Raw genomic sequence first — 26,629 nt, 5'->3', positions numbered from 1 at the left:
GGAGAAAAACATGACAATTCTTAAAATCGTAGAACACCCAGATCCTGTTTTGGAAACAGAATGTGAACCAGTAACAAAGTTTGATAAGAAATTAAAAAAACTTATTAATGATATGTTTGATACGATGTACGAAGCAGAAGGAGTTGGACTTGCAGCTCCTCAAGTCGGAATTACTAAACAGATCGCCGTGGTTGATGTTCATGATGAAGAAGGACAGATCGTATTGATCAACCCTGTTGTAACGGCTTCATCCGGCAGCCAGACTGGACCAGAAGGCTGCTTAAGTTTTCCAGGACTATTTGGGGAAGTGGAACGTCCTTTTGAAGTAACAGTGAAAGCTCAAGATGAAAACGGAAAAGAATTTAGATTAAAAGCGAATGATTTTCTAGCTCGAGCGCTTTTACATGAAATCGATCATCTGCATGGGATCTTGTTTACTTCTAAAGTGAGCGCATATTACGAAAACGAGGAATTGGAGAGATAGGATAACATGAACATTTTATTTATGGGAACACCTGACTTTTCCGTGCCCGTACTCCGCCAGTTAGTAGAAGATGGCTATAACGTGGTTGGTGTTGTTACACAGCCGGACAAGCCCGTTGGAAGAAAAAAAGAAATCAGGCAGACACCTGTAAAAGAAGAGGCTATTAAACACGGGATTCCTGTGTATCAACCAGTAAAACTGCGAGAAAACTATGAAGAGATTCTGACTCTTAAGCCTGATTTGATTGTTACGGCGGCTTATGGCCAGATTCTGCCGAATGCCATTTTGGAAACTCCTCAATATGGATGCATCAATGTACATGCCTCTTTACTTCCAAAATACAGAGGCGGAGCGCCGATACATAAGAGCATTATGGACGGCAACGACAAAACGGGTATTACAATCATGTATATGGTTGAAAAATTAGATGCAGGTGATATACTTACCCAAGTTGAAGTGTCAATTGAAGAAAAAGACCATGTTGGTTCGATGCATGACAAATTAAGTGCTGCGGGCGCTAAATTGTTGTCAGAAACCATTCCACTTCTTATTGATGGGAAAATTGAACCTATCCCACAGGAAGAAAGTGAAGTAACTTTTGCCTGGAACATAACAAGAGAACAAGAAAAGATTGATTGGTCTCGTTCAGGGAAAGACATTTATAACCATATTCGTGGTCTTCATCCTTGGCCTGTGGCTTATACGGTATTAAACAGCCAGCCACTTAAAGTATGGTGGGGTGAAAAAATAGAAACCAGCATTTCTTCAGAACCTGGTACTGTGATCGGCATACATGAAAAAGGACTGCAGGTAGCTACTGGAGACCAGACGAGCATTATCATTACGGACTTGCAGCTCTCAGGAAAAAAGAGAATGCTCGCAAGAGATTATCTTAAAGGAGCAAGCGTACCACAAGGCTTGAAATTAGGTGAATAAAGTTGGAAAACAACATTAGGGCAATCGCCCTGGACGTTTTAATAAAGATTGAACAAAATCAGGCATACAGCAATTTACAGCTGAATCAGACTTTGCAGAAAACAAACGTAAAAGATATTGATAAAGGTCTTTTAACAAGTATTGTTTACGGCACGATACAGCGGAAAAACACGATTGATTTTTATCTTGATCAATTATTGAATAAGCCAATAAAGAAAAAAGACCGCTGGGTGCTATCTTTGCTGCGTTTATCCATATTTCAGATGATCTATATGGATCGTGTTCCTGACCATGCCATCATTCATGAAGCAGTTGAAATTGCAAAACAAAGGGGCCATCAAGGCTTAGCAGGTCTAGTAAATGGTATTCTTCGAAAATTACAGCGCGAAGGTACAGATGAAATGGACAAAAAAGCAGCTGGCGGTGCTGAAAGAGCTGCATTAACTTACAGTATGCCACAGTGGCTTTTTGAGCGATGGAGCACGCAGTATGGCAATGAAGATGCTGAAAAAATGGCTGAATCAAACCTTTTGTCATCTCCTGTTACAGCCAGAGTAAACACGATGCTGGCCACTAGAGAAGAAGTTCTTCAACTGCTCGAGCAAGAAGGAGTTTCAGCTGAAGAAGGAGAATTGTCTCCTGAGGGTATCATAATAAAAGAAGGCTATCTTCCTGATACAGAAGTCTATAAAAAAGGTCTAGTAACAATACAGGATGAAAGCTCAATGCTAGTTGCAAGGTCAGTAGCTCCGGTACAGGGTGAAACTATTCTTGATGCCTGCGCGGCACCTGGCGGTAAATCTACACATATGGCTGAAATGATGAAGGGCACAGGGAAGATTGTTTCTCTGGATCTGCACAAGCACAAGATAGAGCTGATCAAGAAGCAAGCTGAAAGGCTGGGCCTTAAAAATATCGATGCTTCGGTTTTAGATGCGCGGAAAGCGGATGAAAAATTCGAATTAGAGTCATTTGACAGAGTCCTTGTTGATGCACCTTGCAGCGGTTTTGGTGTTATAAGGAAAAAGCCGGATCTTAAATGGTCAAAGACTGAGGAAGATGTGTTAAAACTTGCTTCGATACAAAAATATATTTTAGATACTGCCTCTCAAATGGTTAAGCCTGGAGGAATACTTGTTTATAGTACGTGTACAGTAGACAAAGAGGAGAACAGTGAGGTAGCGGACTGGTTTTTAAAAAATCATCCGGAATTTGAATGGGATCCAGAGTTTTCCGAAAAGATGCCAGAAAACGTTAGAACCTTTATACTAGATGGAAGATCTGATCTGCAAATTATGCCTCATTATTTCAATAGTGACGGATTTTACATTGCGGCTTATAGAAAAAAGACAACAGGTGGTGAGAAACATGCTTAAACCATTAACAGATAAACAAACAAAGCCAAATATTAAACCATCGATATTTTCACTCGAACTTCATGAACTTGAAGCGTGGCTGACTGATATAAGAGAACCTAAGTTTAGAGGAAAACAAATTTTTGAATGGCTTTATAAAAAACGTGTAACTTCTTTTGAGGAGATGACTAACCTTCCAATAGGATTACGCGAGAAACTCGAAAAAGATTTTTATATCAAACCTCTAAAAGAAGTGGTACGACAGGAATCTGCAGATGGCACAATTAAGTTCTTATTTGAGCTTCAAGACGGTTATTCAATCGAGACTGTATTGATGAGACACGAGTATGGAAACAGTATTTGTGTTACTACACAAGTAGGCTGCCGTTTAGGATGTACGTTCTGTGCTTCTACTTTAGGAGGATTAAAGCGTAATCTTCAAGCGGGTGAAATCGTTGCCCAAGTACTGCAGGTGCAAAGAGCACTAGATGAAACAGATGAACGAGTAAGCTCTGTCGTTGTCATGGGAATCGGTGAACCATTTGATAACTATGAGGGACTCATGTCTTTCTTAAAAATCATTAACCATGATTTAGGGCTTAATATCGGTGCACGCCATATTACGATTTCAACGAGCGGGGTAGTCCCTTATATTTATAAATTTGCAGATGAAGGAATGCAAATCAACTTTGCGATTTCTCTTCATGCCCCTAACACAGAAACACGAAGCCGTTTAATGCCAGTTAACAGAATGTATCCGTTAAATGAATTGATGGACTCGATCCGTTATTACATTAAGAAAACAGGCAGACGTGTTACATTTGAATATGGTTTATTCGGAAAAGTTAATGATTCAGTTGAACATGCAAATGAACTGGCGGATCTTATTAAAGATATTAAATGCCACGTTAACTTGATCCCGGTAAACTATGTACCGGAAAGAGATTATGTAAGAACACCAAAAACACAAATATTTAAGTTCTTAGAGACGTTAACCTCAAGAGGCATTAATGCCACCATCAGAAGAGAACAAGGACATGACATTGACGCAGCATGCGGTCAGCTGCGTGCGAAGGAACGTAAAGAAGAGACGAGGTGACGGGGATATGCAAATTGCCTTTCAAACGGATGTTGGAATGGTAAGGAAGCATAATGAAGACAGCGGGGAAGTGTTCACAAAGGGTGAACACTTTCTTGCAGTTATTGCTGATGGTATGGGCGGACATAAAGCAGGGGATATTGCCAGTCAGGAAGCCCTTAAAGTAATTAAAGCTGCATGGGTACAGTTTGAAGAAAATATGGGTAATTTTAAAGACTGGATCCAAAATGTTTTACGTGATACAAACAAACATATTTTTGAATTTTCGCAAGTTAACCCTGAAACTAGAGGGATGGGTACTACAATTGTAGCTGCATTAGGAACTGATAAAGAGGTTACTGTGGCACATATTGGTGACAGCCGCTGCTATTTATACTCTAATGGAGAATTAAGAAGAGTTACCGACGACCATTCTCTCGTTCAGGAACTTGTGAAATCTGGTCAGATTACAGAAGATGAAGCTGAAATTCATCCAAGACGCAACATGATTATGAAGGCAGTAGGAACAGATGAAACAGTTGAGGCAGAGTTAAACGTGATCACTTGGAAGACCGGTGATTATCTTTTGCTTTGTTCTGACGGTCTCTCCGATAAAGTTTCTTTTAAAAAGATTAAGGAAGCTTTAGACAGTTCTGCTGAAACAGTGGCTGAAAAGGTTGAAAAATTAATCGCTTGGGCGAAAGATGCGGGTGGAGAAGATAATATAACTGCTATCCTTATTCAAAATAGTTCTGACACAGAAATAAAAGGGGAAGCAAAAGCATGATTGGAAAAAGAGTCAGTGGCCGCTACAAACTTTTAGAAGTAATTGGTGACGGCGGAATGGCCATCGTTTATCGAGCAAAAGATTTAATCCTTGATCGAGATGTTGCTGTTAAGGTTCTTCGTTCAGAGTTTAATAAAGATGAAGATTTTATTAGACGTTTCAAACGGGAAGCCGAATCAGCTACTAGTCTGGATCATCCGAACATCGTCAGTATTTATGACGTGGGGGAAGATGAAGAAATCTATTTTATTGTTATGGAGTACGTGCAGGGAAAAACACTTAAACAATACATAAAAGAACACGGAAAGATCTCAGTTGAAGAATCCTTGCACATTATGAAGCAAATTGTTTCAGGTATGGCTGTTGCCCATGATCATGGTATTATTCACAGGGATATCAAACCCCATAATATTTTAATAACTGAAAATGGTACAGCTAAATTAACTGATTTTGGTATTGCGTTAGCTATAACTTCCGCTACAATAACCCATACAAATTCTATATTAGGATCTGTTCATTATTTTTCTCCAGAACAGGCTCGAGGAGGAATAGCAAACGCAAAATCGGATATCTATTCCTTTGGTGCTGTGCTGTATGAAATGGTTACTGGAAGAGTTCCTTTTGTCGGAGATTCACCGGTTTCTGTTGCTTTAAAGCATCTGCAGGAAAATGTAATTGAGCCAAGAAGGCTGAATCCAGAAATTCCTCAGAGCGTTGAAAATATTATTTTAAAGTCGCTAGCGAAAAATCCTTTAAGAAGATATGACAACGCACAAGAACTTTTGCGTGATATGAATACGGCTTTAGATCCGGATAGAATGTACGAACAGAAATGGAATGAAGACAGTGATGAGGATGAGAAAACAAAATATATGCCTCCTGTGGTTCCACCTCCGGACATAAAAGAAAAAAATAATGTTCCAGAAGAAGGAAAAAATCCGGAGAAGCCTAAAAAGAAAAGAAAATGGTGGCTTATCATATTAATTGCTCTTCTTTTAACAGGTGGTGCAACTATAGCAGCATTTACGATTCTTCCGTCTGTTTTTCACGTCGATGAAGTCGATGTTCCTGACGTGATTGGTGAAGAATACATTGATGCTTTTGATCAGCTAAAGGCACAAGGACTTGATGTTAAACGCCAAGAAGTATTTGACTCTGAGATTGAAGAAGGACATATAGTCAGACAGGATCCATCACCTGGAACGAAAGTAAAGCAAAACGCTGTCATTACCTTGTATGTATCAAAAGGACCTGAAAAGGAAAATATGCCTGATGTAGAAGGTTTGAACATCGATTCAGCTAAGGAGATTTTAAACGGTAAAGGATTTACAGATATTGATATCAACTACGAAGAATCAGATACAGAGCCAGAAGGCACTGTACTGACGCAAAGTCCTGACCGTGATGAAAAAGTGACACCTGCTGAAACAACCGTAACTTTAACGGTCAGTTCCGGAACACCAACTGTACAAGTGCCGAATCTAATCGGATTAACCGAAGAGAATGTTAAGAACTTTGCAGAAAGCGAAGGTTTAACCGTGCAATTCTCTTCTGAGCCTTCAGATTCTGTTGAAAAAGGATTAGTAATCTCTCAGGATCCTTCTGCTTTTACAGAAGTTGAAAAAGGTGCAACGATTTCAATTGTTTTATCTGACGGTCCCGAAGAAACGGAAGAACCGCCTGCAGATGAAGAACAATCGGTAGATAGAACAACAACAAAAGATATCGAAGTAAAGATTGATAAAAAAGGGAAAAAAGAACCGGTTCGCGTAAGAATCGTTTATTCAGACAAAAATGCTTCGAACGAAGTCTTTAAAGATGAAGAGATAACAGAGACGACAAGATATCAGCTACCATTAACAATTGCTGAAGGCGGTTCAGCTTCTTACGTCGTTTATATTAATGATAAAGAGCAAAAGAAAGAAACGATAAAATATGAAGAAATTGAGGAAGGGGACGATGGTGATTAAGCATGCCTGAAGGAAGAATCGTTAAAGCGCTGGCTGGTTTTTATTACGTAAAGGAAAACGGGAATTCTGAAGTTTTCCAATGCAGGGGCAGAGGAAACTTCCGTAAGAAAAAAGTGAATCCATTAGTTGGAGACTGGGTTGAGTTTGAATCCAGCAATATTACGGATGGATATATCCTTGACGTAAAAGAACGGAAAAATGAATTAGTCCGCCCGCCTATCGCGAACATAGACCAGGCCATTCTCGTTTTTTCGGCTACAGAACCAGATTTCAGCCCGCTCTTGTTAGACAGATTTCTTGTGCATATAGAAGCAAATGATATATTGCCGGTTATTTGTGTTTCTAAGATGGATCTTGTTCAGGAAACAAAGGATTTTGCAGAGATTCAAACGTATATTGATTCGTATAAAAAATTGGGATACGAAGTGATTCCGACATCTACAAAAACGGATGAAAGCCTCGAGATGTTCTACCCGCTATTTAAAGATAAAGCAACCGTATTTGCTGGTCAGTCTGGTGTTGGTAAATCATCGTTATTAAATGCCATCAACCCTGAGCTAATGCTTGAAACGAATGAGATTTCCAGTCATCTAGGAAGAGGAAAACATACGACAAGGCACGTTGAACTGATCCCATTCGGAAATGGCCTTGTAGCGGATACTCCTGGATTCAGTTCGCTAGATTTTATGAACATTGAGGCCGAAGATTTATCCATGTATTTTCCCGAGATGAATGAGAGACGCGGTGAATGTAAATTCCGAGTATGCTCTCATACTTCTGAGCCTAAATGTGCCGTGAAGCAGGGGGTAGAAGAAGGTGCGATCCCGAAATTCCGGTATGAGCATTATGTGAATTTCTTGCAAGAAATTAAAGATCAAAAACGGAGGTACTAAATGGTTAAAATAGCTCCTTCTATTTTGTCGGCTGACTTTTCAAAGCTAGGAGAAGAAATTAAAGCGGTAGAGATGGCAGGTGCCGATTACATTCATGTTGATGTGATGGATGGGCATTTTGTACCGAATATTACATTGGGTCCGCTCGTTGTACAAGCGATACGTCCAATAACAAAATTGCCTCTGGATGTCCATCTGATGATTGAAAAACCAGAGTTATATATTGATGCGTTTGTAAATGCCGGAGCGGATATTATTACTGTTCATGTTGAGGCATCAACTCATCTTCACAGAACAATACAAATGATTAAAAAGAAAGGTGTAAAAGCCGGCGTTGTTTTAAACCCTGCTACACCTGTAGATACGATTAAGCATATTATTCATGATATTGATCTTGTACTGCTAATGACAGTAAACCCAGGTTTCGGAGGACAGTCATTTATTCAAAATGTAATCCCGAAAATCAGAGAAGTGTCAGAACTTGTACACGCTCATGGACTGAATGTTGAAATAGAAGTAGATGGGGGTGTAAATGCTGAAACAGCTCCTCTATGCATTGAAGCTGGAGCGAATGTTTTAGTTGCCGGTTCTGCCATTTATGGGAAAAAAGATCTAAAAGATGCAATCAGCTCCATTCGTGGTGTATAATAGAGATTGAAAATTTAATAAGCAACCACAGGGGGAGTCCGATAATGGGCTGAGAGGGGAGTGTTTCTCCCGACCCTTTGAACCTGAAGCAAGATCATGCTTGCGTAGGGATGTGGAGTCGTATGCCTTTTGTATCCTATGGATATGAATGATAAAGCAGCCGAGCTCACACGCCCGGTTGCTTTTTTTATTTTCTTCAAATCTATTGTTTTGGGAGGATACAGATGAAAAATAACAATGTTTCACTATTAACAGAAATAGCTATAATGGCAGCACTGTCACTGATCTTGGGATTGATTAAATTTAATGGTGTTTGGCCGCAAGGCGGTTCAGTTTCGCTTGAGATGGTGCCGATTTTTTTAATGGCCTTCAGAAGAGGCTTAAAAGCTGGAGTATTTACTGGTTTAGTTGTCGGAATGCTTCAGTTGCTTGTTAACCCGTATATCGTTCACCCTGCACAGCTTATTCTTGATTACCCGCTTGCTTTTGCATTGGCTGGGGTTGCAGGTGCATTTGCCCCATCCATCTATCAAAATAAGGCAAAAAGATCTGTATTGATGGTAACAGGTATTTTAATTGGATGTATTCTGAGACTGGCTTCACACGTTTTTTCTGGGGTTATATTCTTTAGTGAGTTTGCAGAAGAAATGAATGTATGGCTTTATTCCATCATGTATAACGGTTCGTTTATGGTCGTTATTTTTGCAATAACATCTCTTGTGGTGATTTTATTAACTAACACATCTCCGAGATTATTGCATGCAGCCAGAAAGGGATATCATCAAGCAGCATGAAATTAAGAATTGTTGCAGGAGGTCCTGAACACCTTATACCTGAACTAAAGAAATATAACAGCGGATCTGATTCAGTGTGGATAGGTGTTGACAGAGGAACGTTCATCATTTTAGAGCAGGGGATAATACCTGGGATTGCATTCGGTGATTTTGATTCAGTCTCAGAAGCCGAAAAGGAAACAATATTAAACCTTGATATCATCCTGAATGAATATCAGTCTGAAAAAGACAAGACTGATATGGAATTAGCTTTGCAATGGGCGCTGGATCAAGAGCCAGAAGAAATATTATTGTTTGGGGCAACCGGCGGAAGAATCGACCACGAGTTGATGAACATTCAGTTTCTTTATAGAACGGTTTCTAGCAATGCTGATGTTAAAGTAGTAGATATAAAAAATGAAATCTCTATAAGAATTCCTGGAATGTATTCGATTGAATACGATTCATCATATTCTTATATATCTTTTCTTGCTTTTGAAGATGAAGTAAAAGGGATTACGCTGGAAGGTTTTAAATACCCGCTGCAAAAGGCATCTCTGCAAATAGGATCTTCACTATGTATATCAAATGAGCTTGTAAATAAAAGTGGTACTTATTCTTTCGACTCTGGCATAATATTGATGGTAAAGAGCCGTGATTAATTAAACACGGAAAACAGGCCCCGAGACACCTTTTTATAAGACGGGGAATATTGTATTTTATGGTTTTTGCTCTTATCATTTTTTATGGGCCTGGAGGAGGGGTAAGATGAAATTTTATACCATTAAACTTCCTAGATTTTTAGGGGGATTCGTACGTGCCATCTTAGGTTCTTTTAAAAAAGGATAACAAACAAAAAAAGCGCCCCAAGGCGCTTTTTTTGTTTGATAAGGCTGTTTTCGTAAACTTTGTTGCTTATAGAAATGGTTAATTTCCGCTCCAGGATGCTCGCTTTCCGAGCCTCCTCGGCTTATTGCGCCTGTGGGGTCTAGTTCTAGGCCGTAATTTAAATTACTAGGCCCTAATTTATACTTTGTAGGCTGTAAATAAATTTTATAGGCCTAATAAAAATTTCCAGGCCGTAAAATCATATTTATAGGCTTTTCGACAAATACATCTGCATTCAATAAAACTTTAGATTGCTGGAGCGATAATTATCTTATAAATAAACTAGTTAAAATGAAAAAGCTGACCCAAAAACGTACTTTTCGGGTCAGCCTCAATATTTCTATTCATCTTGAAAACAAAAAAAACAGCAGCGAGTGCTGCCATTTTTTTATTAAACGCGTTCTACTTTACCTGATTTAAGTGCACGAGCAGATACGTATACGCGCTTAGGCTTTCCGTCCACAAGAATGCGAACCTTTTGGACATTAGCTCCCCAGCTTTTCTTTGATTTGTTCATAGCGTGAGAACGCTTGTTTCCAGTTTTAGGTCCTTTTCCGGTAATAAAACATTTACGAGCCATAGTAGGTGAACCTCCTTTACAGCAAAAAAGCTTTGCATCAATTCAATCGTATGTTAAATACTAAATAATATTAGCATGACTCTCTTTCCATTGCAACATATTCATTTAGGTTTTCAAGTAAATTTCCTTGACATTACTATTTACATAGTGTGAAATGTAGTAGTCCTTTCAAAAAAACTTAATGTATAGTAAAATATTTGTTAGCCATTTACAATTTAAAGGGGGATATAAGCATGTCCATTGAAATGAAAACAACCTATGGTCAAATTGATATTTCTAATGAAGTGATTGCAACGATCGCTGGCGGTGCTGCAATCGATTGTTACGGAATTGTTGGCATGGCATCAAGAAAGCAATTGAAGGATGGATTAACTGAACTTTTAGGACGTGAAAATTTCTCCCGAGGGATCGTTGTCCGACAAGAGGAAGATGAAGTACATATTGATATGTATATCATTGTAAGCTACGGAACAAAGATTTCTGAAGTGGCTCATAATGTTCAGAACAAAGTGAAATATACCCTGGATCAAATGCTTGGATTAGCAGTTGACTCTGTCAATATCTATGTTCAGGGTGTCAGGGTGACAACCCCTTAGTTAGGAGGAAGTTTTGTGTCTTTAAAAGTATTAGACGGAAAAAAGTTTGCAAAAATGGTGCTCGAGGGTGCTTCAAACTTATCGAGAAATGCAGCAATGGTCGATGCACTTAATGTATTTCCTGTGCCGGATGGTGATACGGGAACAAACATGAACTTAACGATTACATCTGGTGCCAAAGAAGTACAGAAGAACACATCTAGTCAGATTGGGGCAGTTGCGAATGCATTCGCAAAAGGTTTGTTAATGGGAGCTAGAGGAAACTCTGGGGTAATCTTATCTCAGCTCTTTAGAGGGTTCTCTAAAGCAGTTGAAGGAAAAGAATCCATTACGGCAGCCGAATTTGCAAATGCGTTCGATAAAGGTGTAGAAACAGCTTATAAGGCTGTAATGAAACCAGTAGAAGGTACAATCTTAACAGTTGCTAAAGATGCTGCTAAGAAAGCTGTAAAAGAAGCTAAAAAGTCTGATGACGTACTATATATTATGAAAGAACTTGTTAAAGAATCAAAAGCTTCCTTAAAGCGCACTCCAGATCTTCTTCCAGTATTAAAAGAAGTAGGCGTAGTTGACTCTGGCGGACAAGGTCTTGTCACTGTATATGAAGGATTTTTAGCCGTTTTAGAAGGGAAAGAGCTTCCAAAGGTTTCTGCGAATGCTCCTTCAATGGGCGAACTTGTCAACGCAGAACATCACAAAGCACAGGTTCATATGAAAACGGAAGATATTCATTTTGGATATTGCACAGAATTCATGGTGAAATTTGAAGAGAATAAAATCAAAACCAATCCTTTTGATGAAATCAGCTTCCGAAACGAGTTAAGTCAGCATGGTGATTCACTTTTAGTAGTTGCCGATGATGATGTGGTAAAGGTTCATATACACACGGAACAGCCTGGAAATATGCTGACACTGGCTCACCGTTATGGAAGTTTAATCAATATTAAGATTGAGAATATGCGTGAACAGCATTCAGCCATTTTAGAAAGCGAAAATGAAGTAATTCCTTCGTATTCTCAAGCACCTGCAGAAAAGAAGAAAGAATATGGAATTGTTACTGTAGCAATGGGTGATGGGATTGAAGAAATGTTTTCTTCAATGGGAGCATCTGTTATCCAGGGCGGACAAACGATGAACCCAAGTACGGAAGATATTGTACGCGCTATTTCTGAAGTTAACGCAGAGAAGATTTTCATTCTTCCGAACAACAGCAACATCATTATGGCATCTGAACAAGCTGCAAGTGTTGTTGATGAGGAAGTAGTGATCATTCGGACAAAAACAGTTCCTCAAGGAATTGCATCCATCCTCGCGTTTAATCCTTCAGCAGATATGAAGGAAAACGAAAAGAAGATGAACGAAGCAATCTCCTCGGTAAAATCCGGACAAGTAACCTATGCTGTCAGAGATACGTCCATCGATGGCGTTGAGATTGCAAAAGGTGATTTTATGGGAATTTCAGAGGGGAAAATCATCACTTCTAAAGCAGATAAACAAGAAGTGACTAAAGAACTCTTAGCAAAAATGATGGATGAAGATTCTGAGATCGTAACCATTATTTATGGGGAAGACTCTTCTGAAGATGAGGCACAGGAACTTGCTGATTTCATCGAAGAAAAATTTCCTGATGCAGAAGCTGAAATCCATAATGGAAAACAGCCGATCTACTCATTCATTCTATCGGTTGAGTAAAAATTAAAAGTATTCTCTCTTAAACTTAAAGTGTGATAGAGTTAAGAGGGAATACTTATTTTATTGGGAGAAAACGCAATCGAAGGAGATCATCATGAAATATAAAAGTGTTTTTGATATTATCGGTCCTATTATGATTGGACCATCAAGCTCACATACAGCTGGTGCTGCAAGAATCGGAAGAGTAGCAAGGCACTTATTCGGAAGAAAACCCGAATATGCAAAGATTTCTTTTTATGGTTCATTCGCGAAAACGTACCGCGGCCATGGTACTGATGTTGCCATAGTGGGCGGCATATTAGATTATGATACATTTGATACCCGGATTGTGGATGCGCTTACAATAGCGAAGCAGGAAGGGATCGAAGTATCCATGACCGAAGAAGATGCCGTTACTGATCATCCAAATACGGCACGCGTTATAATTGGGGATAGCAAAGGGCAAATTGAAGTTGTGGGGATCTCCATTGGCGGAGGGAAAATCGAGATTACGGAACTGAACGGATTCAGCCTAAGACTCTCAGGGAACCATCCTGCGCTTCTGATCGTTCACAATGATAAATATGGTGCTATAGCAGGAGTTGCCAACATACTGGCAAAACATGAAATAAATATCGGACATATGGAAGTTTCTCGGAAGGAAAAGGGAAAAGAAGCATTAATGGTTATTGAAATCGATCAAAATGCAGATGAAAAAATCATTAATGAATTAAATTCTCTTCCTATCGTTCAGCAAGTCGTAAAGATACATGATTAAGAGGTGAGGAACGGATGTTTCGTAATGTAGCTGAATTAATAGAATTAGCTGTATCAAAGCAATGTAAAATTGCGGATATAATGATTGAACAAGAAATGGAAGTGACAGGACGTTCAAGAGAAGAAGTAACTTCATTCATGGATCGTAATTTAACCGTTATGGAAGAAGCCGTATTACGCGGGATTACTGAGGACGTTAAATCTCATTCTGGTCTGACAGGCGGAGATGGAAAGCTTCTGCAGAACTATATTAAGTCTGGCAAATCTCTGTCAGGTGATCTAATGCTGGATGCCGTTAGTAAAGCTATGGCGACCAATGAAGTTAATGCGGCAATGGGTACAATCTGTGCGACCCCAACAGCCGGTTCTGCCGGAGTGGTACCGGGAACACTGTTTGCATTAAAAGAAAAACTGAATCCAACACGTGAACAGATGATTGAATATTTGTTTACAGCAGGTGCGTTCGGTTTCGTTGTAGCAAATAATGCTTCTATCTCTGGTGCTGCTGGCGGCTGTCAGGCAGAGGTTGGCTCAGCAACGGGTATGGCGGCTGCTGCTATCGTTGAATTAGCAGGAGGAACACCTTCTCAGGCTGCTGAGGCAATGGCCATAGCGTTAAAGAACATGCTTGGTTTAGTATGTGACCCAGTAGCAGGTCTTGTAGAGGTTCCATGTGTAAAAAGAAACGCGATGGGTGCAAGCAATGCCATTGTTGCGGCAGACATGGCACTTGCTGGGATCGTAAGCAGAATCCCTTGTGACGAAGTAATAGATGCCATGTATAAAATCGGTCAGTCTATGCCTTCTGCTCTTCGGGAAACGGCTCAGGGCGGTCTAGCTGCCACTCCAACTGGAAGAGAGCTCGAGGCAAAAATATTTGGCATACCGTTAAATCAGAAGTGATTATGCTTACAGAACCAATAACTGCCGTTCAGGGAATCGGTGAAAAAAAAGCAGAAGAATTAGCGAGTATGGGCATTCTAAACGTACAAGATTTACTGGAGTACTTGCCTTATCGATACGAAGATTATCAGATCAAAGATCTATCCGAGATTGCACATGACGAAAAAGCTACCATCGAAGGGAAGGTTCATTCTGAGCCTTCTTTACGTTATTTTCCGAGAAAAAAATCACGACTCTCCTTTCGGATGCTGATAGGCAAGTATTTAATAACTGCTGTTATCTTCAACCGTCCATTTTTAAAGAGCCAAATCTCCCTTGGTCAAACCTTAACCATAACAGGGAAATGGGACCGGAATAAAATGACATTAACTGTTAGTGATGTTCATTTTGGAACATTTTCAGAAGACAGAAAAATAGAGCCAGTTTATTCGGTAAAGGGAACACTTCATGGAAAAACGATGCGCAAGATCATAAGCCAGGCTTTTAAACAATATACGGGTCAAATCTCAGACCCCCTGCCGCAAAAAATGCGTGAAGCATATCGTTTGCCCGGAAAAGAAGCTGCATTAAAAATGATGCATTTCCCGGAGAACTTTCAAGCATTAAAAGCGGGCAGAAGAAGGCTTGCTTATGAAGAGCTCTTATTTTTTCAGTTTAAGATGCAGATCTTCAGAAAGTGGAATAGACAGCAATCCGAAGGTGCCTCTCTCTTGTATAACAGGAAAAAAGTAGAGGCATTTATAAAGTCACTTCCTTTTCAGCTTACAGAAGCTCAACAGCGGGTAGTAGAGGAGATCCTAATAGATCTTTCCGGAACGAGCCGCATGAACAGACTCCTGCAAGGTGATGTTGGCTCTGGGAAGACCGTCGTTGCTGCAATTGCATTGTACGCTGCAGTAACGGCAAACAGACAGGGAGCATTAATGGTCCCTACTGAAATTCTTGCTGAGCAGCATTTTCAGTCTTTGAAAGAACTGTTTAAGCCGTTTGGCATAACCGTTGCTTTATTAACAAGCTCTGTAAAAGGAAAGCTTCGAAAAGAAACATTAAGTCTTTTAAGTCAAGGCGAAATTCAGATCATAGTGGGAACACATGCTTTGATTCAGGATGAAGTGGGTTTTAAGAATCTTGGTCTGGTTATAACAGATGAACAGCACCGTTTTGGTGTAAACCAGAGAAGAATCTTAAGGGAAAAAGGAGAAAAGCCGGATGTGCTCTTCATGACGGCCACTCCGATACCGCGGACACTTGCTATTTCAGCTTTTGGAGATATGGATGTATCTACGATAGATGTGATGCCAGCAGGAAGGAAACCTATTATTACACATTGGGCAAAACACGGGATGCTAGAACGTGTTCTTGATTTTATTAAAAAAGAGATCGTTAGCGGGAGACAAGCATACGTAATCTGTCCTCTTATTGAAGAATCCGAAAAAGTTGATGTACAGAATGCAATTGATGTACATGCCCAACTAACACAATATTTTCATGAGTATGAAGTTGGATTGATGCACGGCAGGCTCCACCCTTCAGAAAAAGATGAAGTGATGAGAAGATTTGCAGCTAATCAATGCCAGATTCTTGTTTCTACGACTGTAGTTGAAGTAGGAGTTAATGTTCCGAACGCTACAATCATGGTAATCTATGATGCTGAGCGGTTCGGATTATCACAGCTGCATCAGTTAAGAGGAAGAGTTGGCCGTGGAAGTGAGCAGTCCTATTGTGTCCTCATTGCAGATCCCAAAACCGAAGAAGGCCAAGAACGGATGAGGATTATGACTGAAACGACAAACGGTTTTGAACTCTCCGAAAAAGATTTGGAACTCCGCGGTCCAGGAGATTTCTTTGGCAACAAACAGAGCGGCCTTCCAGCTTTTAAAGTAGCAGATCTAGTGCATGATTATAGGATCTTAGAGACAGCAAGGAATGATGCAGCTAAACTTGTGAATTCAGATGAATTCTGGCATGACGATGCATACTCTCTCATAAGAGAAACCCTTGCAAACAACGGCGTGCTAGATAAAGAAAGACTTGATTAGTCCTTGAAAGAAGAGTATTGATACTATATACTACTATTAGTACCAGCTCTTAATAGCAGAAAGTCAACTTAGCAGGTACGCCTTTTTAATAGGCACCTGCTTTTCTAACGCCCTTCATTTGCAGAAAGACTACCTTTCTCATAAATGGGACCTTTTGAATGGAAGAAGGAAAGTATTTATGAAAAAAACAAAACGGGAGCGGCAAGAGCTGCTGAAAGAAACAATTAATCAGACACCTTTCATTACAGACGAAGAACTTGCAGAAAAATTCGGTGTCAGTGTTCAGACAATTCGTCTCGACAGGCTAGAACTTTCTATACCTGAATTACGAGAAAGAATTAAGTCAGTAGCTGAAACCAAGCTGGATGATGTTAAGGCGCTGCCTCTTGAAGAAGTCATTGGTGAAATTATTGACCTGCAGTTAGATGAGTCAGCTATTTCTATACTTGATATAAAAGAAGAGCATGTATTTTCACGCAATAAAATAGCCAGAGGCCATCATGTTTTTGCACAGGCAAACTCTTTAGCTGTTGCGATTATAAATGATGAACTCGCATTAACTGCCAGAGCGAACATTCGGTTCTCCCGCCCGGTAAAGGTTGGAGAAAGAATTGTTGCAAAAGCCAAAGTTACTGAAAAGGGCACTGAGCGGACAAGTGTAGAAGTTAATAGCTTTGTAGAAAAAGAACTTGTTTTTAATGGCGAATTTATAATGTTCCGATCCAAACAAGATTCAAAGGAAGGAAGTTAAATCAGCATGATTATCGCAATAGATGCAATGGGCGGTGACAATGCACCAAAGGAAATCGTAAAAGGTGCATTGCTGGCTGTTGAACAATATCCTGACCTTTCCATCACTTTGGTGGGAGATCAAGATAAGATTAATGAAAATTTACCAAGCAATCATTCTTTCAAAATTATCCATACGACTGAAGTAATTGAAACAGCCGAGGAACCTGTTCGTGCAGTACGCCGGAAAAAGAATGCTTCAATGGTCTTGGCAGCTAATGAAGTGAAATCCGGAAACGCAGATGCGTATATTTCTGCGGGTAATACAGGAGCACTGATGGCAAGCGGTCTTTTTTATGTTGGTCGGATTAAAGGGATTGAAAGACCTGCGCTGGCACCCACACTTCCTACATTGGATGGAAGAGGATTTTTATTTTTAGATGTTGGAGCAAACATGGATGCGAAGCCGGAGCACCTTTTGCAATACGCATTAATGGGTTCGGTTTATTGCCAGCAAGTCAGAGGAATCGCAGAACCGCGTGTGGGACTTTTAAATGTCGGTACAGAAAACGAAAAAGGCAATGCCTTAACAAAAGCGGCATTTCCGCTTTTAGAAGAAGCCGATATTAATTTTGTAGGAAATGTAGAATCCAGAGATCTCTTGAGCGGAGCAGCAGATGTCGTAGTATGCGACGGTTTTGCAGGAAACCTTGTACTAAAGTCAATCGAAGGTACTGCAATGAGCATGTTCTCAATGATAAAAGACACACTTACATCAAGCTTAATGAGCAAGATCGCAGCTGGTGTATTAAAGCCAAAGCTGAGAGGTATAAAAGGTAAACTCGATTATACAGAATATGGCGGTGCTGGCTTGTTTGGCCTTGCAGCACCAGTCATTAAAGCGCATGGTTCGTCCAATGCGAATGCTGTCCTGAATGCTATCAGACAAACAAAAGACATGGTAGATAAAGATGTTGTAAATACTATTCTGAGCCACTTACAACCTGAAGGTCAAAAGGAGGAATAAATCATGGGTAAAATCGCCTTTCTTTTTCCTGGACAAGGTTCTCAATTCACTGGAATGGGAAAACAGCTAGCTGAACAAGAACCTCACGCGAAAGAAATTTTTGAAAAAGCAGATGAAAAACTAAACTTTGATCTTTCAACAATAATCTTCGAAGGACCAGAAGAAGTCTTGAAAAAAACTGAAAATACACAGCCGGCATTATTGACTGTTTCTACAGCTGTCCTTGAAATTTTTAAGAAACATGGGATATCTCCGGATTTTACAGCCGGACATAGCCTTGGTGAATATTCAGCCCTAGTTGCAGCAGAAAGTATTTCATTTGAAGATGCTGTTTATGCCGTTCGAAACCGCGGACTACTAATGGAAGAAGCAGTTCCGGCAGGCGTAGGAACAATGGCAGCTGTAATCGGATTCGATCAAGAACGCCTAGAAGCAATCACAGCTGAAGTAAGCGAATCTGGAGACAGTGTACAGGTAGCAAACTTGAACTGTCCGGGGCAAATTGTTATTTCTGGCACAGTTGAAGGTGTAGAAAAGGCGAGCGGTCAAGCGAAAGAAGAGGGGGCTAAGGTAATACCGCTGCAAGTAAGCGGGCCCTTTCATTCAGCACTGATGAAGCCGGCTGCGGAAAAATTTGCAGATGTCTTATCCAAAATCACGATACATGATGCAAAAACACCTGTAATCGCAAACGTTACAGCGAAACCTGTAACATCGAAGGATGAAATAAAAGAAAAGTTGATTGAACAACTATATTCGCCAGTTCGCTGGGAGGAAACGATTAGAGAATTAATGGATGCTGGTGTTGATACTTTCATCGAGATCGGACCAGGAAAAGTTTTATGCGGTCTTGTGAAAAAAGTAAACCGCCGTGCAAATGTTTTTGCAGTCGGTGACATGGATTCAATGAAGCAAGCCTTGGAAAAACTGAAAGGGGAATCTGTTGATGCTTAATAATAAATCTGTCTTGGTAACAGGTGCTTCTCGTGGGATCGGGCGTGCTATTGCACTATATTTTGCAAAAAATGGAGCGAAGGTAGCTGTAAACTATTCTGGAAGTGAAGCTAAAGCGAATGAAGTCGTTGATGAAATTAAAGCGAACGGCGGTATAGCATTTGCTATAAAAGCGGATATTTCAAATTCAGAAGATGTAACGAACATGGTGAAGTCTGTAATTGATGAATTTGGCACACTGGATGTTCTAGTAAATAATGCAGGAATTACGAGAGATAATCTGATTATGAGAATGAAAGAAGAAGATTGGGACGCTGTAATTAATACCAATCTAAAAGGTGTATTCTTAACTACAAAAGCTGTTACAAGACAAATGATGAAGCAAAGGCAAGGGCGTATCATCAACATCGCTTCTATCGTTGGGGTTGCAGGCAACGCAGGTCAAGCTAACTATGTAGCAGCAAAGGCTGGCGTGATCGGCCTTACAAAAACAAGTGCCAAAGAGCTGTCCTCAAGAGGAATAACAGTTAATGCTATTGCCCCAGGTTTCATTGAAACGGATATGACAGGGAAGCTTGAAGAAGGCATTAAAGAAGATATGCTAAGAAATATTCCGCTTGCACGCTTTGGTCAGCCTGATGATATTGCAGCAGCTGCAGTGTTTTTAGCAAGTGATTCAAGCTCTTATATTACAGGACAGACGCTTCATGTCGACGGCGGAATGATTATGTAATCCTGCTGGTTAGCTTGATATTTAATGGCTCTTTTCAAAAGGCTCTTCTCTAAAAGATTGTAGCTTTGGTTCATTTTATTGATTCACTTCATGGACTAGTTGATTGGAGTGAAAGGTGCGAGACTCCAGCGGGATCAGCGTGCCAGCTACCTGAGTATTCTTCTCGCAAGGCATGCGGCGAGGAAGCTTGCTTCGCTGTTGTTTTTCTTGTAGACGCAAAAGCAGCACTTCATATATCTTTCCGTGAGGCTCACCATACGCCCCGCGGAAAGCGAGCATCCTGTAACGGAAATCAATCTCTTTCAAAGAGCAACGAAGATTTCGAAATCAGCCTAATTAATAGAACCTAATCCCTCTAGTTTTTTTAAGGGAAAAAGCATATACTATTGAAAGGAGGTGACACACAAAATGGCAGACGTTTTAGAAAGAGTTTCAAAGATTGTTGTTGACCGTCTAGGTGTTGACGCGTCTGAGGTTAAGCCTGAAGCTTCCTTTAAAGAGGATCTAGGTGCAGACTCTCTTGATGTAGTGGAACTTGTTATGGAACTTGAGGATGAGTTCGAATTAGAAATTTCTGATGAAGATGCTGAGAAAATTGCAACGGTTGGTGACGTTGTAGATTACATAAACAGCAAACAATAAGGTAACGGATAAAGTCCCGTGCATAAAATGCGGGGCTTTCTTCCCTTTTTGGGGAGAAAACAGCAAATAGCCCTTTTACGAGATTTTTGGAGGAAGTTTATGAAAGGTTCAAAACAACAATCAACTCAAAAGAAAACAGTTAAAAACCGGTTTAAATCGGCTTCCAAAAAGGGCATGGATGACAAATTGCGCATTCAGAAAGTAGCCCCTCTTCAGGAACGATTAAACATTCAATTTGAAAATGTAAAACTATTAGCCCAAGCTTTTACCCATTCATCATATGTGAATGAGCATCGAGGAAGAACATTCGAGGATAATGAAAGACTTGAATTTTTAGGAGATGCTGTTCTGGAACTGACAATTTCTCAATATTTGTACAGCAAGTTTATGAACATGAGTGAAGGTGAGCTCACAAAACTTAGAGCAGCGATCGTTTGTGAACCATCATTGGTTCTTTTTGCTAATGACCTGCACTTTGGTGAATTTGTTTTATTGGGAAAAGGGGAAGAAAATACTGGTGGAAGATCACGTCCTGCTCTTTTAGCAGATGTCTTTGAGGCATTTATTGGAGCTTTGTATCTTGATCAGGGACTCGAAAAAGTAAAAGAGTTTTTAAATCAGTACGTTGTCCCGCGAATTAACGAAGGTGCTTTTTCTCATGTGATGGATTTTAAAAGCCAGCTGCAGGAATATGTTCAGCGTGAGGGACTAGGTCATATTGATTATAGAATCGTTCAGGAGAAGGGTCCTGCTCATAACAGGGAATTTGTTTCCGAGGTGAGATTGAACGAAGCCGTTTTTGGCATTGGTTATGGAAGATCAAAAAAAGAGGCAGAACAGCACGCTGCACAAGAAGCAATCGAAAAGGTTGCAAAAAATAGCTAAACAAATAAAAAACCCCCTTTCCATGGCCTTTTAGAGCCATGCAAGGGGGTTTCTATTATTTCTTTTTAAGAGACGCAAGCTCTTCGACGATGCCTTCCATGTCTCGAATGCTGAAAGAAGGCATTTTCATGACCATGTCATAAAGTTCTTTAATATCATCATATTTATTCAGTTCATAATCTTCAGGCTGAATCAGTCCGCTATTAACCAATTGCAGTTTCTTTTTTAGACCTTCAATCATAAAAGCCAGATTTTCGTAGTTCTCATTGTTTAAGTCCATTTATAGTGCTCCTTTTGTATATATTCATTCATTTTCAATCTGTTTTTACCCCGACCGATAAACTTACTCTATTTTAGCATACTGAAATCTTTGTGACTATGAGAGACTAAATCTATGATAAAATAAAACAGTTAAAGACTTTTTTTACATATATTTAGACAAAAAACGAAAAAAGACCGATTGAACACGAACGCTTTATATAAAGTATGAAATAAGGGGGATTTAAAGATGTTCCTCAAACGAATTGATGTATCAGGATTCAAATCATTTGCAGAGCGGATACAAGTAGAATTTGTTCAAGGAGTTACTGCAGTTGTTGGACCTAATGGAAGCGGAAAAAGCAATATATCAGATGCTGTACGATGGGTTCTTGGCGAACAATCTGCCAAATCACTGCGCGGATCAAAAATGGAGGATATCATTTTTGCAGGAAGTGACAACCGCAAACCGCTAAATGTTGCCGAAGTGACACTTACATTGGATAACGAAGATCAGCACTTACCTCTTGATTATAATGAAATTTCTATTACGAGAAGAGTTTATCGCTCTGGGGACAGCGAGTATTTAATCAATAAACAGCAGTGCCGGTTAAAAGACATTGTTGAACTTTTTATGGACTCAGGACTTGGAAGAGAAGCCTTCTCCATAATTGGACAAGGCAGGGTGGAAGAAATCTTAAGCAGTAAATCTGATGAAAGAAGAAAGATTTTTGAAGAAGCTGCAGGAGTTTTAAAATATAAGACTCGTAAACAAAAAGCTGAACAGAAACTTTCAGAAACCCAGGAAAATTTAAACCGAGTTGAAGATATTCTTCATGAATTGGAAGATCAGGTTGAACCGCTTAAAATGCAGGCATCAATTGCAAAAGACTTTCTTGAGAAGAAACAAGAACTGGAAATTGTAGAGACTGCTGTTCTTGTACAGGAAATAGAAGACCTTCATCAGCGCTGGGAAAAACAAAAAACGTGGGTGGCAGAATTACAGAGACAAGAATCTGAACTTTCCTTAAAAGTTAAGCAGGGGGAATCTGCCATCGAAAGAGCCAGACTTGATATGCAGGCAATGGATGAGTCTATTGATGAGCTGCAAGGAGCTCTTCTTTTAGCCAGTGAGACCCTGGAAAAACTTGAAGGAAAAAAAGAAGTATTAAAAGAGAGAAAGAAAAACTATGATCAGCATAAAACGTCCCTGTTAGAACAGATTCAACAGCTTAAGGCTAAAAAGGAACAACTAGAAAAACAGCTGCAAACAGAGAAAAGTATTTCAACAGAGAAAGAGCAGCAGCTAAAAGTTGTACGCAAGCAGGTCAAAGAAGAAGAAAGCCGCTTAACGGTTCTTGAAATGGACGTTGAAGCAGAGCTTGAAAAGCTAAAGAGTGACTATTTCGAAAGACTTAATGAACAAACGACTATCAAAAATGAAATGCGTTATATTGAGGATCAATCAAAACAGCAAAACTATAAAAGCAGCAGACTTGATGAAGAAAACAATAAATTCCTTCTGCAAAGGGAAGAATTAAAGAACAGAAAAGAGCAAACGAAGAAAAGTTATCTAGAAACTGAGAATGCTCTGAGAAAGAAACAGGATGAATATCAGTCTTTAAGATCTGCTGTTGCTTTAGAAGAACAAGAAAGCCGTTCAAACCAGGAAAAATTGTATCAGGCCTACCAATTTATTCAGCAGTTTAAATCCAAGAAAGAGATGCTTGAATCGATGCAGGATGAATATGCGGGCTTTATGCAAGGGGTAAAAGAAGTTTTAAAAGCTAAGGAAACTAAGTTAGCTGGGATTGAAGGAGCTGTAGCTGAACTTCTATCAGTTCCATCAGAGATTGAAACGGCGATTGAAACAGCTTTAGGCGCTTCCATGCAGCATGTTGTTGTGGATCATGAACAAAATGCGATGAAAGCTATCCAATTCTTAAAACAAACAAGAGCTGGCAGAGCTACATTTTTACCGTTAAACGTTATCAAGAGCCGCAATGTTTCAAGTATGGATGTTCAAAATGCCCGAACCATCGATTCATTTGTAGGTGTAGCATCCGATTTAGTTCAATATGATTCAAAATATAAGAACATCGTTGGGAATCTATTAGGAAACATTATGATTTCCAAGGATCTAGCCGGCGCAAATGCGATTGCAAAGCAAGTCAATTATCGTTATCGCATAGTAACCCTTGAAGGTGATGTAGTAAGTCCTGGAGGATCTATGTCAGGGGGAAGTCTTAAGCAGAAGAGTTCCTCACTATTAAGCAGACAAAGAGAAGTAGAGGCTCTAACAGAAAAAGTAGCATCTATGGAAAAGCAAACCCTTCTTTTAGAAGAGAAAGCTGCTGAACAAAAAGCAAGAATTTCAAAAAATAAGGAAGTACTAGACAATCTTCAAGCTGAAGGCGAACAGTTAAGAGAGCGGGAACAAGAGCTTAAAGGAAATCTTCGCGAGATTGAGATTCAAGAAAAAAACCTGAACGACAGGCTTCAGCTATATGACCGTGAGAAACATTCCTTTGAATCTGAGCGGACAGCTGCTGACTCAAGATTGACTGACCTTCAGAAAAAGCTTGAGAAAGCTGTGAAATCAGGAAAAGAACTCGAGAAAACAATCGCAGACTTAACTGAAAGGAAAAAGATGCATCAGTCTTCAAAGGAAGAATTAAGAGAATCTTTGACCAAATTAAAGATTAAAGCAGCGGAACTTGAACAGCAAGTGGCTAATCAAAAAGAAAAAAGTTTGCGTCTTGAAGAGGAATTTGCGGGAGTAGAGTCAAAAAGCAAGGAAACAGAGGAAGATTACTGGCTTCTTGAAGAAGAAATGAACTCCAGCTCATCAGGTGAAGACTCACTTGATGAACAGATTCTGCAAAAACGACATGAAAAAAATACGGCTGTTAAGCTGATTGCAGAACGAAGACAAGAACGAACAGAGTCCTTCCGTTCTATAGAAGCGATGGAAATTGAGCTTAAAGAAGCGAAACGGCAATATAAACAATTGAGCGATGGGCTTAGAACGGAAGAAGTCAGTATTAACAGGCTCGACGTTGAATTAGAGACACGCCTGACCCATCTTCGAGAAGAATATGAGCTTTCGTATGAAGGAGCCAAACAAAAACACAAACTGGAGATGCCATTAGAAGATGCTAAACGAAAAGTGAAGCTGATCAAATTGGCAATCGAAGAGCTTGGTATTGTTAATATCGGAGCGATCGAGGAATACGACAGAGTCAGCCAGCGCTTTGATTTTCTTACAGAACAGCGGGACGATCTGACAGAAGCAAAAAATACACTCTATGGTGTAATTTCTGAGATGGATGAAGAAATGAAAAATCGTTTTGAAGAAACGTTCACATCCATTCGATCTCATTTCGGTGTCATCTTCCAAGAGTTATTCGGCGGCGGCCGCGCAGACCTTGTTCTGACTCAGCCGGAAGACATACTTGCAACAGGTGTCGATATTATGGCGCAGCCTCCTGGTAAAAAGCTTCAGCAATTAGGGTTGTTATCTGGAGGAGAGCGCGCTTTAACTGCTATTGCGTTATTGTTTGCCATCCTTAAAGTACGACCTGTTCCGTTCTGTATCCTGGATGAAGTAGAAGCAGCACTGGATGATGCTAACGTAAACCGGTTTGCGAAGTACTTGCGTGCATTTAGTAAAGAAACACAATTTATCGTGGTTACCCATCGAAAAGGAACAATGGAGGAAGCGGATGTATTGTATGGCGTAACCATGCAGGAATCGGGCGTTTCAAAACTTGTATCGGTACGGCTGGAGGAAACGAAAGAATTGGTAACATCTTAGGGAGGAAATAAAGTGAGTTTTTTAAAAAAGCTAAAAGAAAAATTTTCGAATCAACCATCAGAATCCTCTTCTGAAAAATTTAAAGATGGATTAGAAAAAACAAGAAGTTCATTTTCATTTAAAATAAATGACTTATTAAAAAGATATCGAAAAGTAGATGAAGAGTTTTTTGAAGAGCTTGAAGAGATCTTAATCGGTGCAGATGTGGGTGTGCATACAGTACTTGATATCATAGATGAACTAAAAGATGTAGCTCGTACAAGAAATATTAAGGATCCTAAAGAACTTCGTTCAGCTATCACAGAAAAACTTGCTGAAATGCTTCAAAAAGATGATAGCGACAACGAACTGAATATGCAAACAGATGGCATGACAGTCATTTTATTCGTTGGAGTAAACGGAGTCGGGAAGACAACGACTATCGGTAAACTGGCTCACCAGCTTAAGAACGATGGCAAGAAAGTTATTCTGGCTGCTGGTGATACGTTCCGTGCAGGTGCGATCGAGCAGCTGGAAGTTTGGGGAGAGCGTGCTGGAGTTGATGTTATCAAACATCACGAAGGTGCTGATCCGGCTGCAGTAATCTTTGATAGTATACAGGCTGCAAAATCAAGAAAAGCTGATGTGCTGTTATGCGATACAGCTGGCCGTCTGCAAAATAAAGTAAATTTAATGAACGAACTTTCTAAAGTAAAACGAGTGATTGAACGCGAAATACCTGGGGCACCTCATGAAGTTTTATTGGTCGTTGATGCAACTACCGGCCAAAACGCGATGAACCAGGCCAAAACATTTGGTCAGTCTACAGATGTTACTGGGCTTGTCTTAACAAAGCTTGATGGAACTGCAAAAGGCGGAATTGTCCTTGCAATCCGCCACGAACTGGATATACCAGTGAAATTTGTAGGACTTGGCGAAAAAATTGACGATCTTCAGGAATTTGATCCAGAACAGTTTGTATATGGATTGTTCGCAGGAAGTGAAGATGAGGAAGAAGCAGAGTAAAATCTGCTTATTGATATTCGCCTTTCAACTCTTTAGGGAGTTGGAGGGCTTTTTTTGTTAGGGTATAAGGGGTGTCGATGAATGTCGAGGATCTTCGACTTGAGGATAAAAAGTCAAAACTTGATTTGAAGTAAAAACTCGTGGATAATCCACTAAAATTTTTGGATTCACACCTCTTATTTTTGGAATTAAATCCTTTAT

At 39.8% G+C, this 26,629-nt stretch carries 26 protein-coding genes and 1 riboswitch; of the genes, 24 read left to right on the top strand and 2 right to left on the bottom strand.

Annotated features, from left to right (window positions below; translation table 11 throughout):
- Positions 1-10: 10 nt before the first annotated feature.
- The 11 genes from def to spoVM all read left to right on the top strand — a co-directional run bounded on the left by def (position 11) and on the right by spoVM (position 9,773).
- Positions 11-484, top strand: coding sequence for a peptide deformylase (gene def / locus M3196_RS11185; RefSeq protein ID WP_251322387.1), 474 nt, complete (start codon positions 11-13; stop codon positions 482-484).
- A gap of 6 nt (positions 485-490) precedes the next feature.
- A complete protein-coding gene (gene fmt / locus M3196_RS11180) occupies positions 491-1,420 on the top strand; it encodes a methionyl-tRNA formyltransferase (RefSeq protein WP_251322386.1) in 930 nt (309 codons plus the stop codon).
- A 2-nt stretch (positions 1,421-1,422) separates the two neighbouring features.
- Positions 1,423-2,796 carry a 16S rRNA (cytosine(967)-C(5))-methyltransferase RsmB gene (rsmB, locus tag M3196_RS11175; RefSeq protein ID WP_251322385.1) on the top strand — a complete coding sequence of 458 codons (1,374 nt, stop codon included), beginning with the start codon at positions 1,423-1,425 and terminating at the stop codon, positions 2,794-2,796.
- Positions 2,789-3,874, top strand: a complete 1,086-nt coding sequence (rlmN, locus tag M3196_RS11170) for a 23S rRNA (adenine(2503)-C(2))-methyltransferase RlmN (protein ID WP_251322384.1) — start codon at positions 2,789-2,791, stop codon at positions 3,872-3,874. Before rsmB ends, rlmN begins: the two co-directional genes overlap by 8 nt.
- Before the next feature lie 7 nt (positions 3,875-3,881).
- Positions 3,882-4,640 (top strand): Stp1/IreP family PP2C-type Ser/Thr phosphatase, encoded by a 759-nt coding sequence (locus M3196_RS11165; RefSeq protein ID WP_251322383.1) that lies wholly within the window; start codon positions 3,882-3,884, stop codon positions 4,638-4,640.
- The gene (gene pknB, locus M3196_RS11160) at positions 4,637-6,610 is read left to right on the top strand and encodes a Stk1 family PASTA domain-containing Ser/Thr kinase (RefSeq protein ID WP_251322382.1); all 1,974 of its coding nucleotides are present in this window, start codon (positions 4,637-4,639) and stop codon (positions 6,608-6,610) included. Before M3196_RS11165 ends, pknB begins: the two co-directional genes overlap by 4 nt.
- A gap of 2 nt (positions 6,611-6,612) precedes the next feature.
- Positions 6,613-7,503: a ribosome small subunit-dependent GTPase A gene (rsgA, locus tag M3196_RS11155; RefSeq protein WP_251322381.1), complete on the top strand. Its 891-nt coding sequence runs from the start codon at positions 6,613-6,615 to the stop codon at positions 7,501-7,503.
- Positions 7,504-8,151 (top strand): ribulose-phosphate 3-epimerase, encoded by a 648-nt coding sequence (gene rpe, locus M3196_RS11150; RefSeq protein ID WP_251322380.1) that lies wholly within the window; start codon positions 7,504-7,506, stop codon positions 8,149-8,151. It abuts the gene before it with no gap.
- A gap of 20 nt (positions 8,152-8,171) precedes the next feature.
- Positions 8,172-8,279: riboswitch (TPP riboswitch) on the top strand.
- A 96-nt stretch (positions 8,280-8,375) separates the two neighbouring features.
- A complete protein-coding gene (gene thiT / locus M3196_RS11145) occupies positions 8,376-8,945 on the top strand; it encodes an energy-coupled thiamine transporter ThiT (RefSeq protein ID WP_251322379.1) in 570 nt (189 codons plus the stop codon).
- Complete coding sequence (locus tag M3196_RS11140) at positions 8,942-9,586, top strand: thiamine diphosphokinase (protein ID WP_251322378.1); 645 nt, start codon at positions 8,942-8,944, stop codon at positions 9,584-9,586. Before thiT ends, M3196_RS11140 begins: the two co-directional genes overlap by 4 nt.
- A 106-nt stretch (positions 9,587-9,692) precedes the next feature.
- Entirely contained in the window at positions 9,693-9,773 is an 81-nt protein-coding gene (spoVM, locus tag M3196_RS11135) for a stage V sporulation protein SpoVM (protein ID WP_066240671.1), read from the top strand.
- A gap of 430 nt (positions 9,774-10,203) precedes the next feature.
- Here spoVM and rpmB read toward each other — a convergent pair whose 3' ends face one another.
- Positions 10,204-10,392 carry a 50S ribosomal protein L28 gene (gene rpmB / locus M3196_RS11130; protein WP_066240673.1) on the bottom strand — a complete coding sequence of 63 codons (189 nt, stop codon included), beginning with the start codon at positions 10,390-10,392 and terminating at the stop codon, positions 10,204-10,206.
- Positions 10,393-10,625: 233 nt separating this feature from the next.
- Between rpmB and M3196_RS11125 the strand changes: the two genes are divergently transcribed.
- The 11 genes from M3196_RS11125 to rnc all read left to right on the top strand — a co-directional run bounded on the left by M3196_RS11125 (position 10,626) and on the right by rnc (position 21,348).
- Positions 10,626-10,988: an Asp23/Gls24 family envelope stress response protein gene (locus M3196_RS11125; RefSeq protein ID WP_066289314.1), complete on the top strand. Its 363-nt coding sequence runs from the start codon at positions 10,626-10,628 to the stop codon at positions 10,986-10,988.
- Positions 10,989-11,003: 15 nt separating this feature from the next.
- Positions 11,004-12,680 carry a DAK2 domain-containing protein gene (locus M3196_RS11120; protein WP_251322377.1) on the top strand — a complete coding sequence of 559 codons (1,677 nt, stop codon included), beginning with the start codon at positions 11,004-11,006 and terminating at the stop codon, positions 12,678-12,680.
- A 94-nt stretch (positions 12,681-12,774) separates the two neighbouring features.
- Complete coding sequence (sdaAB, locus tag M3196_RS11115; protein WP_251322376.1) at positions 12,775-13,437, top strand: L-serine ammonia-lyase, iron-sulfur-dependent subunit beta; 663 nt, start codon at positions 12,775-12,777, stop codon at positions 13,435-13,437.
- A 14-nt stretch (positions 13,438-13,451) separates the two neighbouring features.
- On the top strand, positions 13,452-14,339 hold the full coding sequence (gene sdaAA / locus M3196_RS11110) for an L-serine ammonia-lyase, iron-sulfur-dependent, subunit alpha (RefSeq protein WP_251322375.1): 888 nt from the start codon (positions 13,452-13,454) through the stop codon (positions 14,337-14,339).
- Between the two features lie 2 nt (positions 14,340-14,341).
- Complete coding sequence (gene recG / locus M3196_RS11105) at positions 14,342-16,378, top strand: ATP-dependent DNA helicase RecG (RefSeq protein ID WP_251322374.1); 2,037 nt, start codon at positions 14,342-14,344, stop codon at positions 16,376-16,378.
- Positions 16,379-16,556: 178 nt separating this feature from the next.
- Positions 16,557-17,129: a transcription factor FapR gene (fapR, locus tag M3196_RS11100; protein ID WP_251322373.1), complete on the top strand. Its 573-nt coding sequence runs from the start codon at positions 16,557-16,559 to the stop codon at positions 17,127-17,129.
- A 6-nt stretch (positions 17,130-17,135) separates the two neighbouring features.
- A complete protein-coding gene (gene plsX / locus M3196_RS11095) occupies positions 17,136-18,134 on the top strand; it encodes a phosphate acyltransferase PlsX (RefSeq protein WP_251322372.1) in 999 nt (332 codons plus the stop codon).
- Between the two features lie 3 nt (positions 18,135-18,137).
- A complete protein-coding gene (gene fabD / locus M3196_RS11090) occupies positions 18,138-19,088 on the top strand; it encodes an ACP S-malonyltransferase (RefSeq protein ID WP_251322371.1) in 951 nt (316 codons plus the stop codon).
- Positions 19,081-19,821 (top strand): 3-oxoacyl-[acyl-carrier-protein] reductase, encoded by a 741-nt coding sequence (gene fabG / locus M3196_RS11085; RefSeq protein WP_251322370.1) that lies wholly within the window; start codon positions 19,081-19,083, stop codon positions 19,819-19,821. Before fabD ends, fabG begins: the two co-directional genes overlap by 8 nt.
- Before the next feature lie 408 nt (positions 19,822-20,229).
- A complete protein-coding gene (gene acpP, locus M3196_RS11080) occupies positions 20,230-20,463 on the top strand; it encodes an acyl carrier protein (RefSeq protein WP_066289334.1) in 234 nt (77 codons plus the stop codon).
- A 174-nt stretch (positions 20,464-20,637) separates the two neighbouring features.
- A complete protein-coding gene (rnc, locus tag M3196_RS11075; protein ID WP_251322569.1) occupies positions 20,638-21,348 on the top strand; it encodes a ribonuclease III in 711 nt (236 codons plus the stop codon).
- A 55-nt stretch (positions 21,349-21,403) separates the two neighbouring features.
- Here rnc and M3196_RS11070 read toward each other — a convergent pair whose 3' ends face one another.
- Complete coding sequence (locus tag M3196_RS11070) at positions 21,404-21,628, bottom strand: DUF1128 domain-containing protein (RefSeq protein ID WP_251322369.1); 225 nt, start codon at positions 21,626-21,628, stop codon at positions 21,404-21,406.
- A 228-nt stretch (positions 21,629-21,856) separates the two neighbouring features.
- On the opposite strand from M3196_RS11070, the gene smc reads away from it, so the two are divergent.
- A complete protein-coding gene (gene smc / locus M3196_RS11065; protein ID WP_251322368.1) occupies positions 21,857-25,423 on the top strand; it encodes a chromosome segregation protein SMC in 3,567 nt (1,188 codons plus the stop codon).
- A 12-nt stretch (positions 25,424-25,435) separates the two neighbouring features.
- Positions 25,436-26,428, top strand: coding sequence for a signal recognition particle-docking protein FtsY (gene ftsY / locus M3196_RS11060; protein WP_251322367.1), 993 nt, complete (start codon positions 25,436-25,438; stop codon positions 26,426-26,428).
- Positions 26,429-26,629: the final 201 nt, after the last annotated feature.

Source organism: Fictibacillus nanhaiensis, from assembly GCF_023715445.1.
Taxonomy (GTDB): Bacteria; Bacillota; Bacilli; order Bacillales; family Fictibacillaceae; genus Fictibacillus; species Fictibacillus nanhaiensis_D.
The sequence above is the reverse complement of the archived record's forward strand: the minus strand, read 5'-3'. Positions and strand labels throughout refer to the sequence as shown.